Source organism: Modestobacter sp. KNN46-3, assembly GCF_011039295.1.
Genome location: NZ_JAAKGN010000152.1, coordinates 1 through 11,749 on the forward strand (window position 1 = coordinate 1; position 11,749 = coordinate 11,749).

An 11,749-nucleotide genomic window follows, 5' to 3' on the forward strand; every position below is an offset into this window, starting at 1 on the left:
GCGGTCGAAGGCGATCCGGATCGTCGCGCCCAGCGCGGCGCCGATCGCCCCGTAGGCCATCATCGAGACCAGGACGGCGCCGGCGAGGTCCTGGTACTCCCCGGCCGGCGCCTGCCCGCCGATGACCTTGGTGAAGAAGATCGTGAACAGCGCCGGCAGCAGCACCGTGAAGAACAGGTACTGCTTGTTCCGGCCCACCCGGCGGAGCTGGAAGAGGAGCAGGTCGGTCATCGGAGGGCTCCCTCGGTGGCGTCCGGCACGGTGTGCGGCTGGGCGGCGTCCGGCTGGGTGGTGAGGTGCAGGAAGGCCTGCTCGAGGCTGGCGCCGCGCACCTCGAGGTCGGGCAGCGGGGTGCGGCTGTCGAGCAGCGCGCGCAGGGTCGCCTCGGCGTCGGAGGTGGCGAGCTCGACGAGGTCGGCGTCCCCGCTGATGCCGGTGACGCCCGGCAGCCCGGTCAGCCCGTCCCGCGGCCCGGGGCAGCGGAACCGGACGGTGCGCCCGGCGATCCGCGACTTGATCGCAGCCGCCGTCCCGTCGGCGAGGACCCGCCCACCGGCGACCACCACGACCCGGTCGGCGACCGCGTCGGCCTCGTCGAGGTGGTGGGTGGCGAAGACGACGGTGTGCCCGCGCCCGGCCAGGCCGCGCATCGTCGTCCAGAAGGCCTGCCGTCCCTCGACGTCCATGGCCGAGGTCGGCTCGTCCAGCAGCAGCAACGGCGGTGCGCCGGCCAGGGCAAGGGCCAGGAGCACCCGCTGGCGCTGCCCGCCGGAGAGCGCGTCGACCGCGCGGTCGAGCAGGCCGCCGATGCCGGCCGTGGCGACCAGGTCCGCCAGCGGCCACGGGTCGTCGTAGCGGCGGCGCACCAGGGTGAGCACCTCGCCGACCCGCGCCTCGCTGGGCAGGCCTCCGTGCTGCAGCATCGCCCCGACGCCACCGGCCTCCAGCGCCGCGGCCGGCTCGCGCCCGAGCAGCCGGACCGTGCCGGCCGCCGGCCGGAACAGCCCGAGCGCGGCGTTGACGACGGAGGACTTCCCGGCTCCGTTGGCACCGAGCAGGGCGATGGTCTCGCCGCGGGGGACGGCGAGGGTCAGGTCGTGGACGGCGGTCGCGCTGCCGTACCGGACGGTCAGTCCGCGGACGTCGAGGGCGAGTGGTTCGGGCATGCCCCGAGCCTGGCCGCCCACGGTGCCCCACCGGGAGTGCGAGACGTCGTCCACACCTCGTGACGGATGTCAGACCGCCGGCCGCACGCCGCCTACGCTCGTCGGGTGGACGTGCTCGAAGACCCTGCCCTCGAGGTGCTCGGCCGGGTGTTCGGCTACGACGCCTTCCGCGGACCGCAGCGCGAGGTCGTCGACCACGTCGTCGCCGGCGGCGATGCGCTGGTGCTCATGCCGACCGGCGGCGGGAAGTCGCTGTGCTACCAGGTGCCGGCGCTGCTGCGGGAGGGCGTCGGCGTCGTCGTCTCCCCGCTGATCGCGCTGATGCAGGACCAGGTCGACACGTTGCGCGCCCTGGGCGTGCGCGCCGGGTTCCTCAACTCCAGCCAGGACCGGGCCGAACGCCGGGACGTCGAGGAGGCGTTCCTCGCCGAGGAGCTCGACCTGCTGTACGTGGCCCCGGAGTCCCTGGGCGGTGGCGCCTCACCGACCGCCCGGCTGCTCGAACGCGGCCGGATCGCCCTGTTCGCCATCGACGAGGCGCACTGCGTGGCGCAGTGGGGGCACGACTTCCGGCCCGACTACCTCGCCCTGTCGATGCTGCACGAGCGCTGGCCCGACGTACCCCGGATCGCCCTGACGGCGACGGCCACCCCCGCCACGCACGCCGAGATCAGCACCCGGCTCCAGCTCGACGACGCGCTGCACGTGGTCGCCGGCTTCGACCGGCCGAACATCCAGTACCGGATCGCGCCGAAGAACGAGCCGCGCAAGCAGCTGCTGGACCTGCTGCGCACCGAGCACCCCGGCGACGCCGGCATCGTCTACTGCCTGTCCCGGGCCTCGGTGGAGAAGACGGCCGAGTTCCTGGTGGGCCAGGGCATCCCCGCGCTGCCCTACCACGCGGGCCTGGACCAGCGGACCCGCGCGACCCACCAGTCCCGGTTCCTGCGCGAGGACGGGCTGGTGATGGTCGCGACCATCGCCTTCGGCATGGGCATCGACAAGCCCGACGTCCGCTTCGTCGCCCACCTGGACCTGCCCAAGTCGGTCGAGGGCTACTACCAGGAGACCGGCCGCGCCGGCCGGGACGGACTGCCCTCCACCGCATGGCTCGCCTACGGGCTGGCCGACGTCGTCCAGCAGCGCAAGATGATCGAGTCCTCGGAGGGCGACCTCGCGCACCGCCGGGTGCTGTCCGCCCAGCTGGACGCGATGCTGGCACTCTGCGAGACGGTCGAGTGCCGGCGGGTGCGGCTGCTGGCACACTTCGGCCAGGAGAGCGCGCCCTGCGGCAACTGCGACACCTGCCTGAGCCCCCCGGAGTCCTGGGACGCCACCATCCCGGCGCAGATGCTGCTGTCCACGGTGCTGCGGCTGCAGCGCGAGCGCGGGCAGTCCTTCGGCGCCGGCCAGTCGATCGACATCCTGCTGGGCAAGCGCACCGACAAGGTCACCCAGCACAGCCACGACGAGCTGACCGTCTTCGGCATCGGCACCGACCTGTCCGAGGGCCAGTGGCGCGGCGTCGTCCGTCAGCTGCTGGCGCAGGGGCTGCTCGCGGTGCAGGGCGAGTACGGGACGTTGGCGCTCAACGAGGCCAGCGGGCCGGTGCTGCGCCGGGAGCGCGAGGTGCTGATGCGCCGCGAGCCCGAGCGCCCGACCCGGGCCGCGACCGCCCGCGCCCGGGGCAGCCGGTCCACCGCCCCGGAGCTGCCCGCATCGGCCGCCCCGGCCTTCGAGCGGCTGCGGGCCTGGCGGGCCGCCACTGCCAAGGAGCAGGGCGTGCCCGCCTACGTCGTCTTCCACGACGCGACCCTGCGGCAGATCGCCACCGAGGAGCCGGCGACCCTGGCCGCCCTGGGCACGATCGGCGGCGTCGGCGCGACGAAGCTGGAGAAGTTCGGCGACCAGGTCCTGGCCGCCCTGCACGGCTGAGGCCGCTGGGGTCCCTAGTCGGTGAGGTCGCGGACGACGGCGTCGGCGAGGAGCCGGCCGCGGTCGGTGAGGACGGCGAGCCCCGCCTCGTGCGGCGCGGCCGCCAGCAGCCCCCGGACGACGGACGCCGCGGCCCGCGCCCGCCCCGCCGCGCTCAGTGCGGTCAGCGGCAACCCGTCACGCAGCCGGAGCCCGAGCATCACCGTCTCCAGCGCCTGGTCCTCCGGGGTCAGCAGCTCGCTGTCGGCGGCCGGGTGCAGACCGGCGGCCAGTCGGTCGGCGTAGGCGGCCGGGTGCTTGACGTTCCACCAGCGCAGTCCGCCGACGTGCGAGTGCGCGCCGGGCCCGATCCCCCACCAGTTCGCGTTGGCCCAGTACAGCTCGTTGTGCCGGCAGCGGGCCGCCCGGTCGCGGGCCCAGTTCGACACCTCGTACCAGCCGAGCCCAGCGGTTCCGAACGTCCGGTCGGCCATCTCGTAGCGGTCGGCCAGCACGTCGTCGTCCGGCATCGGCAGCTCGCCCCGGGCCACCCGCCGGGCCAGCCGCGTGCCCTGCTCGACGATCAGCGCGTAGGCGCTGACGTGGTCGACCGGCGCGGCCAGGACGGCGTCGAGGGAGGCCTGCCAGTCGGCGTCGGTCTCCCCCGGTGCGCCGTAGATCAGGTCCAGGTTCACGTGCTCGAAGCCGGCGGCCCGGGCCTCGTGCGCGGCCTGCACCGCCCGGCCGGGGGTGTGCCGGCGGTCCAGCACGGCGAGCACGTGCTCGGCGGCGGACTGCATGCCCAGGCTGATCCGGGTGAAGCCACCGGCCCGCAGGGTGGCCAGCGACTCCGGCGTCACCGACTCGGGGTTGGCCTCGGTGGTCACCTCGACGTCGGGGGCCACCGGGAAGAGCTCACGGACGGCGTCCATGACGGCCACCAGGTCCTGCGCCGGCAGCAGGGTCGGGGTGCCGCCACCGACGAAGACCGTCTGCACCGGCGGACGGTCCGGCCCCAGCACCTCGGCGGCCAGCCGCAGCTCGGCGATGGCGGTGCCGGCGTACTCGCTGCGGTTGGCGCCGGGGCCCAGCTCGTCGGAGGTGTAGGTGTTGAAGTCGCAGTAGCCGCAGCGTGTGGCGCAGAACGGCACGTGCACGTAGAGGCCGAACGGCGTCGTCGGCAGGCCGCCACGGGCCGACGCCGGGAGCATCGAGGGGTCCGCGGGCAGCGCCGGGGTCTGGCCGAGGAGAGGGAGGGTGGTGGTCATCGCTGCTCCCAGTGTGACCGCCCCCGGCAAGATGGCGGCGTGACCTCCGCGACCAACGACGACCGCGTGCTCTCCGTCGACGTGTCCACCGGCGTGGCCCGGCTGACCCTCGACTCCCCCGCCAACCGGAACGCCCTCTCCCGCGCCATGCGCGCCCAGCTCCGCGCCGCCCTCACCGAGGCCTTCGCCGACGACGCCGTGCGGGTGGTGGTGCTCGACCACACGGGCCGCGTGTTCTGCTCCGGCATGGACCTCGGCGAGGCCACCGGTGGCTCCGCCGCCGACCAGGGGGTCAACGAGTTCCCCGAGCTGCTGGAGCTGATCTGGAACGCGCCGAAGCCGGTGCTCGCCGCCGTCCGCGGCCCGGCCCGCGCGGGTGGGGTGGGGCTGGCCGCGGCCTGCGACGTCGTGGTGGCCGGCGCCGCTGCCACCTTCGCGTTCACCGAGGTGCGGATCGGCGTCGTCCCGGCGGTGATCTCCGCGGTGTGCCGGCCGCGGATGCTGCCCAACGTCGTCCACCGGCTGATGCTCACCGGCGAGGTCTTCGACGCCGCGACGGCCGCAGCCGGCGGACTGGTCGACCTGACCGTGCCCGACGACGAGGTCGACGCCACCGTCGCTGCACAGGTCACCGCACTGGCCGCCGGGGCGCCGACCGCGCTGGCGGAGACGAAGCGGCTGCTGAGGTCGGGCACCGACCTGGCCGGGCAGTTCCCGGCGCTGCTGCAGCTGTCGGCGCGGTTCTTCGCCGGCCAGGAGGGCCAGGAGGGCATCGCCGCCTTCCGGGAGAAGCGCCCCGCCCGCTGGGTCCCGGCCGGCGACTGACCCTGCCGCCGCTCGTGCTCTGGTGCACCAGTGCAGCCAGAGCACGAGCGTGCGCAGACCCCTTGCCGCCCCGCACTCCGCGGCCACACCCTGAGGCCGTGACCGAGCAGGCTGACCCGCGGGCCCAGTACCGGCAGCTCCCGGAGCCGGTGCACCTCGACCAGCTCGTCGAGGTGCACGACGCGGATCCGCCGCTGCCGGTGGAGACGCCGGCACACGTCGACCTGCGCCAGCTCGCCGCCGGCGGTGGCCCGGTCTGACCGCGCGGCCGGCGCCAGGTGGGCTCAGAGCACGTACGTGGCGATCATCTGGCCCAGCTGGCGGATGTCGGCGTTGCCTCGGAACTCCAGCCGGACCTTGCCCAGGCCGCTGAACCACAGGTCGAGTTCGGCATCCAGGTCGAAGGTCCCCGCCGTCTCGATGGAGAAGGCCTGCACCTTGCTGTAGGGCAGCGAGGTGAAGTCCCGCTTCTTGCCGGTGATGCCCTGCACGTTGACCGCGATCAGTCGCTTGTCGGTGAAGACGACGAAGTCGCGCACGCCCTTGAAGGACGCGACGAACTGCTCGCCCGCGACGAGCAGCGGCGCGACGGCGGGCGCGATGTCCTTCATGTCGCAGGGACTCAGTTTGAAGACGGAACCGTTCGAGAAGTCGATCACCGCGTCACCGTAGGGAGCCCCGTGCGGATCCCCCTGCTCCCACGCCGGGTCAGCGCAGGCGGCGGGTGTTGTCCGGCTGGCGGACGGTGACCCCGCGGGCGTCGAGCCACTCGGCCAGCGGGACGGCGACCCGGCGGGTCGTCCCCCACGCCTTGCGCGCCTCGCTGAGCGTGAACGGCTGCGGGAGCGCCGCGAGCCTGGTCCGGGCCTGCTCGGCGACCCCCGGTGCCAGGTAGATGCCCTCGGTGATCCGCACCAGCTGCTCGTCCCGCACCGCCGCGGCCAGCTCGCGCGGCCCCAGCCCGGCGGCCACCAGATCACCGGCCTCCGGCGCGGCGAACGGCTCCTGCACCAGCCGGGCGCGGATGCCGTCCACCGCCTGCTGCACCGCCGGGGGCAGCGCCGCGGCACCGGAGACGACCCGGCCGTCCCGCAGCGTCAGGGGCTCCCGCACCAGCGCGGGCACCAGCTCGACGTCGGGCAGCTCCAGCGCCGACCGCAGCACCGCGGTCGGCGGACCCGGTTCCAGCGGGCGCAGCTGCCGGTAGCGGGCCACCACCTGCGGCACCCGGGCCGCCAGCTCGTCGGCCAGCCCCGGAGCGAGGAGCCAAGGGCCGACGGCCGTGGCGTCCGCGGGCACCGGCCAGCCCATCGCGACGAAGTCCGCCCGGCGCACGAACCGGCGCCGCACCAGGTCCGCCCGCGCCCCGGCCTCACCCAGCGGCTGCTCGGCGAGCTCGGCCGCGCGGGTCCGGGCGGCGCCGCGGCGGCGCAGTTCCGGTGGGTCCACGTCGCGCACGTCGGCGCCGTGCACCCGGCGGGCGCCGGGGTCGCGCAGCAGCAGCCGGTCACCCACCCGCAGCGGCAGCTCGGTGGCCAGTCGCAGGCGCAGGGCCGACCCGTCCAGCGGACGCACGCGCGCCGCGACCGTCGCCGACCCGATGTGCACGACCAGCTCCGCGGGCAGCTTCTCCTCGACCGGTCGCACCAGCGTCACGTCGAGGTCCGCGGTGCGCCGGAACGCATCAGGGGTCAGCAGCGCGTCGCCGCGGGAGAGCTCCTCGACCGCCACCCCGCGCAGGTTGAGCGCCACCCGGGCGGTGGCCGAGGCCGCCTCGACCGGCGCCCCGAGCGACTGCAGCCCGCGCACGGTCACCGGTCGCCCGCCCAGGTCCAGCCGGTCACCGGTGGTCACCGTGCCGGCGGCCAGGGTGCCGGTCACGACGGTCCCGGCGCCACGGATGGTGAACGCCCGGTCGATCCACAGCCGCACCGGCGCGGCCGGGTCGGGTGCGGGCAGGCCGGCCAGCACCTGCTCCAGCGCAGTGGCCAGCTCCGGCAGCCCGGTGCCGGACCGCGCGCTGACCGCCACGGCGGGCACCCGGCCCAACGACGTCCCGGCCAGCCGCTCGGCGGCGTCGGCGAGCACCGGCGCGGGGTCGGCGAGGTCGGACTTGGTGACGGCGAGCAGCCCGTGGCGCACCCCGAGCGCATCGAGGACGGCGACGTGCTCGGCCGTCTGCGCCGACCACCCGTCGTCCGCGGCGACCACGACCAGCGCGGCGGGCACCGAGCCGACCCCGGCGAGCATGTTGCCCACGAACCGCTCGTGCCCGGGCACGTCGACGATCGCGAGCCGGCGACCGGAGGGCAGCGTCGTCCAGGCGAACCCCAGGTCGATGGTGAGCCCGCGCCGGCGCTCCTCCTCCCAGCGGTCCGGCTCCATCCCGGTCAGGGCCGTCACCAGCGTCGACTTTCCGTGGTCGACGTGGCCGGCGGTCGCCAGGACGTCCATCCGGGCGGCAGGGTTCAGCTCCACCGGCGCGCCACCTCGGTCACGGCGGTGATGAGCCGCTCGTCGTCGGCCGGGAGCAGGCTGCGCAGGTCGAGCAGGGTGCGGTCGCCGTCCAGGTGGCCCACCACCGGCGGGTCGCCGTGCCGCAGCGGTTCGGCGAACCGCGGGTCGAGCGCGACGGCGGCGCTGGGCAGCTCGAACTCCGGGGCTCCCCCACCGCCGACCCGCGCGGTCGACGCGACGGCGACCGCCTCGATCCCGCGGGCCTGCAGGGCGGCGGCCACCGCGGTGGCCCGGGCCTGCAGGCCGGCCGGGTCGGCGTCGAGCATCTGCTGGACTGGCGGCACCGGGCCGCGCACCGTCGCCTCCAGCGCCGCGAGGGTCGTCTTGTCCACCCGCAGCGCCCGGTAGAGCGGGTGCCGGCGCAGCCGCTGGACCAGCGCTGCGGAGCCGAGCACGATGCCGGCCTGCGGGCCGCCGAGCAGCTTGTCGCCGCTGCACAGCACCAGGTCCGCGCCGTCCGCCAGCGTGGTCTGCAGGTCCGGCTCGTCGGGCAGCAGCGGATGCGGGCGGAGCAGCCCGCTGCCCACGTCGACGACCAGCGGCACCCCGGTGCCGGCCAGCGCGGGAGCCAGCTCCGCGACGTCGGCGGACCGGGTGAACCCGCGGACGACGAAGTTGGAGGGGTGCACCTTGAGCACCGCACCCGTGTCCGGGCCGAGGGCGCCGGTGTAGTCGGTGAGCGAGACCCGGTTCGTCGTGCCGACCTCGCGCAGCCGCGCACCGGTGCTGACCAGCAGGTCGGGGATGCGGAAGCCGTCGCCGATCTCGACCAGCTCCCCACGCGCGATGACCAGCTCACCGCCGAGCGCGGTGGCCACCAGGGCCAGCGCGGCGGCGCAGTTGTTCACCACCAGCGCGGCCTCGGCGGCGGGCACGGCGGCCAGCAGCGCCGACAGCGCTCCAGCTCCCCGCGGCCCGCGGCGGCCGGTGCCGAGGTCGAGCTCGACGTCGGTGGTGCCGCTGGCCGCCACCACCGCGGCCACGGCCGCGCCGGACAGCGGTGCCCGGCCCAGGTTGGTGTGCACGAGCACGCCGGTGGCGTTGAGCACCGGCGAGAGGCTGCTGGCAGTGCCGGGCAGCCCGGCCAGCACGGCGGCGACGACGTCGTCCGGCGGCAGGTCGCCCTCCCGGACGCGCTGCTGCGCGACCTGGACGGCGCCCTTCACCAGTTCCCGGCCCAGTCGCTGCACCGCCGCGGCGACGGCGGGGTCGGCGAGCACCGTGTCGGTCCGGGGCACGCGCCGGCGCGGGTCGGTGGTCGCGGCGGTGGTCGTGGCGTCCGTGGTCATCGCGGCCGAGCGTAGGTGGCCGTCGCGGAGCCGGCCCGAGGGCCGGCTCCGCGGAGCGGCTGGCGGAGACGGACGGGAATCGAACCCGCCTGACCGAGTTGCTCGGCCACGTCGGCTTTAGAGGCCGCGGGGGCCACCAGACACCCTGACGTCTCCGCCGCCGACCTTACGTCCCGACGGCTGGACCGGCAGGTCCCACCCGTCCGGCGGGACCCGACGGTCAGTCCGCCAGCCGGGCCCCGTCGCTGCCGAAGAGGTGGACGTGGCCGGCCCGCGGCACGACGTGGATCCGCTCCCCCCGGCGGGGTGGCTGCCGGCCGTCGACGCGGACCGTGACGAGGGGCTCGGTGGCCCCGTGGAGGAGCCGTCCGTAGAGGTAGGCGTCGGCGCCGAGCTCCTCCACCACATCGACCTCGACCACCGCGCCGGAGTCGGCGACGTCGAAGTCCTCGGGACGGACGCCGAGGGTCATCGTGTCGCCCGGGCTGGCGGCGAGGGACTGCCGCGCCACCGGGTGGACGCGGTCCCCGAAGCGGACGCCCCCGTCGGTCACCGGCACCTCGAAGAGGTTCATCGCCGGGGAGCCGATGAAGCCGGCGACGAAGACGTTGGCCGGGCGGTCGTACAGCTCACGAGGGGCACCGACCTGCATGAGCAGGCCGTCCTTCAGCACCGCGACCCGGTCGCCCATGGTCATGGCCTCGACCTGGTCGTGGGTGACGTAGACGGTGGTGATGCCCAGCCGGCGCTGCAGCGAGGCGATCTGGGTGCGGGTCTGCACGCGCAGCTTCGCGTCCAGGTTCGACAGCGGCTCGTCCATCAGGAACACCTGCGGCTTGCGCACGATCGCCCGCCCCATCGCGACCCGCTGCCGCTGACCACCGGACAGTGCCTTCGGCTTGCGGTCCAGGTAGGGCTCCAGGTCCAGCAGCCTGGCCGCCTCCTCCACCCGGGCGCGGCGCTCCTCCTTGCCCATCCCGGCGATCTTCAGCGCGAAGCCCATGTTGTCCGCGACGCTCATGTGCGGGTAGAGCGCGTAGTTCTGGAACACCATCGCGATGTCCCGGTCCTTCGGCTCGACGTCGGTCACGTCCTTGTCCCCGATCCGGATCGCGCCGCCGTCGACCTCCTCCAGGCCGGCGAGCATCCGCAGCGAGGTCGACTTGCCGCACCCGGAGGGGCCGACGAGGACCAGGAACTCGCCGTCCTCGATCTGCAGCTCGAGCTGGTCGACCGCCGGCTTGTCGCTGCCGGGATAGAGCCGGGTCGCTCGGTCATAGGTGACGGTCGCCATCGGGCGCACTCCTGGTGGTCGGGGATGTCGGGTATCCGGGCAAGGCGGACGAGGGAGAGGAGATCGGGTGCTCGGCGGGCGGGGCCGCTGAGCAGGCGGGCCGGGGGTCAGCCAAGGGAGACCGCCGTCCAGGACACCGGGGGCAGCTCGATGGTGAGGACGCCGTCCTGCAGCTGGGCGCTCTTGTTCGCCACCGGGGCGACCCGGGTCGGCTCGGCCAGGGTGTTGACCGCGTAGGGGTCGTCGTCGTTCAGGGTGTGCGTCTCCAGGACGCGCACGTCGCCGAGGCTGCGGGCGTCGACGGTCACCGTCGTCGGCCCCTCGATCGCCCGGTTGACCAGGAAGACCGCCGTGGCGCCGGTCTCCGGGTCGTGGGTGGCGACCGCGTCGACCAGGGGGACGTCGCCGTGCTCGGTCGTGCGGTACGTCTCGCTCGACAGCTCGACGCGCAGCGCGCTGCCCCGGGCCAGGCGGGAGGTCAGCGCGAAGGGGAAGAACGTCGTCTGCCGCCAGGCCGGGCCGCCGGGCTCGGTCATGATCGGCGCGATGACGTTGACCAGCTGCGCCAGGCTGGCGGAGGTGACCCGGTCGGCGTGCTTGAGCAGCGAGATGAGCAGGCTGCCGACGACGACGGCGTCGGCGACGTGGTAGGCGTCCTCGAGCAGCCGCGGTGCGTAGGGCCACTGCTCGATGTCGGTGATCTGGTCCTCGGCGTGGAAGCGCTCCTGGTACCAGACGTTCCACTCGTCGAAGGCGATGTTGATCGTCTTGGCGCTGCGCAGCTCCGCCTTGACGTGGTCGGCGGTGGCGACGACGGACTCGATGAAGTGGTCCATGTCGACGGCCGAGGCGAGGAAGCCGGCCAGGTCGCCGTTGCGCTCGGCGTAGTAGGCGTGGCAGGAGATGAAGTCGACGTCCTCGTACGTGTGCTCCAGCACGGTGCGCTCCCACGCCCCGAACGTCGGCATGGCGGAGTTGGAGCTGCCGCAGACCACGAGCTCGACCGACGGGTCCAGCTGGCGCATGGCCTTGGCGGCCTGGGCGGCGATCTTCCCGTAGTCCTCCGCGCTGCGGTGGCCCAGCTGCCACGGGCCGTCCATCTCGTTGCCCAGGCACCACATCTTCACGCCGAAGGGCTCCGTGGTGCCGTCGGCGATCCGCTGGTCCGACAGGGCCGACCCGGACCGGACGTTGCTGTACTCGAGGAGGTCGAGGGCCTCCAGCACACCGCGGGTGCCGAGGTTGACGGCCAGCATCAGCTCGCTGCCCGCCTTGTCGTTCCAGCGGGCGAACTCGTGCAGGCCGACCTGGTTGGTCTCCAGCGAGTGCCAGGCCAGGTCCAGGCGCTTCGGCCGGTCCTCCCGCGGCCCGACGCCGTCCTCCCACCGGTAGCCGGAGACGAAGTTGCCGCCGGGGTAGCGGATGGTCGAGACCCCGAGCTCGCGGACCAGCTCCAGCACGTCGGTCCGGAAGCCC

At 74.6% G+C, this 11,749-nt stretch carries 10 protein-coding genes, 1 tRNA gene and 1 pseudogene; 3 read left to right on the top strand and 9 right to left on the bottom strand.

Annotated features, from left to right (window positions below):
* A pseudogene (locus G5C62_RS22060) lies at window positions 1–231 on the bottom strand (ABC transporter permease); the annotation flags it as partial.
* Window positions 228–1,166 carry an ATP-binding cassette domain-containing protein gene (locus G5C62_RS22065; RefSeq protein WP_164702694.1) on the bottom strand — a complete coding sequence of 313 codons (939 nt, stop codon included), beginning with the start codon at window positions 1,164–1,166 and terminating at the stop codon, window positions 228–230. The pseudogene G5C62_RS22060 and the gene G5C62_RS22065, both read right to left, overlap by 4 nt.
* A gap of 105 nt (window positions 1,167–1,271) precedes the next feature.
* Between G5C62_RS22065 and recQ the strand changes: the two genes are divergently transcribed.
* Window positions 1,272–3,101 (top strand): DNA helicase RecQ, encoded by a 1,830-nt coding sequence (recQ, locus tag G5C62_RS22070; RefSeq protein ID WP_036336649.1) that lies wholly within the window; start codon window positions 1,272–1,274, stop codon window positions 3,099–3,101.
* A gap of 14 nt (window positions 3,102–3,115) precedes the next feature.
* On the opposite strand, the gene hemW is transcribed toward recQ, so the two are convergent.
* The gene (hemW, locus tag G5C62_RS22075) at window positions 3,116–4,348 is read right to left on the bottom strand and encodes a radical SAM family heme chaperone HemW (RefSeq protein ID WP_164702695.1); all 1,233 of its coding nucleotides are present in this window, start codon (window positions 4,346–4,348) and stop codon (window positions 3,116–3,118) included.
* Window positions 4,349–4,387: 39 nt separating this feature from the next.
* On the opposite strand from hemW, the gene G5C62_RS22080 reads away from it, so the two are divergent.
* Both G5C62_RS22080 and G5C62_RS22085 read left to right on the top strand, forming a co-directional pair.
* A complete protein-coding gene (locus G5C62_RS22080) occupies window positions 4,388–5,173 on the top strand; it encodes an enoyl-CoA hydratase-related protein (RefSeq protein ID WP_164702696.1) in 786 nt (261 codons plus the stop codon).
* Between the two features lie 98 nt (window positions 5,174–5,271).
* A complete protein-coding gene (locus G5C62_RS22085; protein WP_156119199.1) occupies window positions 5,272–5,433 on the top strand; it encodes a hypothetical protein in 162 nt (53 codons plus the stop codon).
* A gap of 24 nt (window positions 5,434–5,457) precedes the next feature.
* Here G5C62_RS22085 and G5C62_RS22090 read toward each other — a convergent pair whose 3' ends face one another.
* The 6 genes from G5C62_RS22090 to G5C62_RS22115 all read right to left on the bottom strand — a co-directional run.
* Entirely contained in the window at window positions 5,458–5,832 is a 375-nt protein-coding gene (locus G5C62_RS22090) for a PH domain-containing protein (protein ID WP_036336656.1), read from the bottom strand.
* Window positions 5,833–5,881: 49 nt separating this feature from the next.
* Window positions 5,882–7,651 carry a selenocysteine-specific translation elongation factor gene (selB, locus tag G5C62_RS22095; protein ID WP_241176060.1) on the bottom strand — a complete coding sequence of 590 codons (1,770 nt, stop codon included), beginning with the start codon at window positions 7,649–7,651 and terminating at the stop codon, window positions 5,882–5,884.
* Window positions 7,642–8,979 (bottom strand): L-seryl-tRNA(Sec) selenium transferase, encoded by a 1,338-nt coding sequence (selA, locus tag G5C62_RS22100; RefSeq protein WP_164702697.1) that lies wholly within the window; start codon window positions 8,977–8,979, stop codon window positions 7,642–7,644. Before selA ends, selB begins: the two co-directional genes overlap by 10 nt.
* Window positions 8,980–9,039: 60 nt before the next feature.
* Window positions 9,040–9,135: transfer RNA gene (locus G5C62_RS22105), tRNA-OTHER, on the bottom strand.
* Window positions 9,136–9,199: 64 nt separating this feature from the next.
* On the bottom strand, window positions 9,200–10,273 hold the full coding sequence (ugpC, locus tag G5C62_RS22110; protein ID WP_164702698.1) for an ABC transporter ATP-binding protein: 1,074 nt from the start codon (window positions 10,271–10,273) through the stop codon (window positions 9,200–9,202).
* A gap of 107 nt (window positions 10,274–10,380) precedes the next feature.
* The coding region (locus G5C62_RS22115) for an alpha-N-arabinofuranosidase (RefSeq protein ID WP_164702699.1) at window positions 10,381–11,749 on the bottom strand (1,369 nt) is incomplete at its 5' end.

What these genes read in the sequence shown, in the direction of transcription:
- G5C62_RS22065 (WP_164702694.1), bottom strand. Translation starts at nt 1,166, where the DNA reads ATGCCCGAACCACTCGCCCTCGACGTCCGCGGACTGACCGTCCGGTAC.
- hemW (WP_164702695.1), bottom strand. Translation starts at nt 4,348, where the DNA reads ATGACCACCACCCTCCCTCTCCTCGGCCAGACCCCGGCGCTGCCCGCG.
- selA (WP_164702697.1), bottom strand. Translation starts at nt 8,979, where the DNA reads ATGACCACGGACGCCACGACCACCGCCGCGACCACCGACCCGCGCCGG.
- ugpC (WP_164702698.1), bottom strand. Translation starts at nt 10,273, where the DNA reads ATGGCGACCGTCACCTATGACCGAGCGACCCGGCTCTATCCCGGCAGC.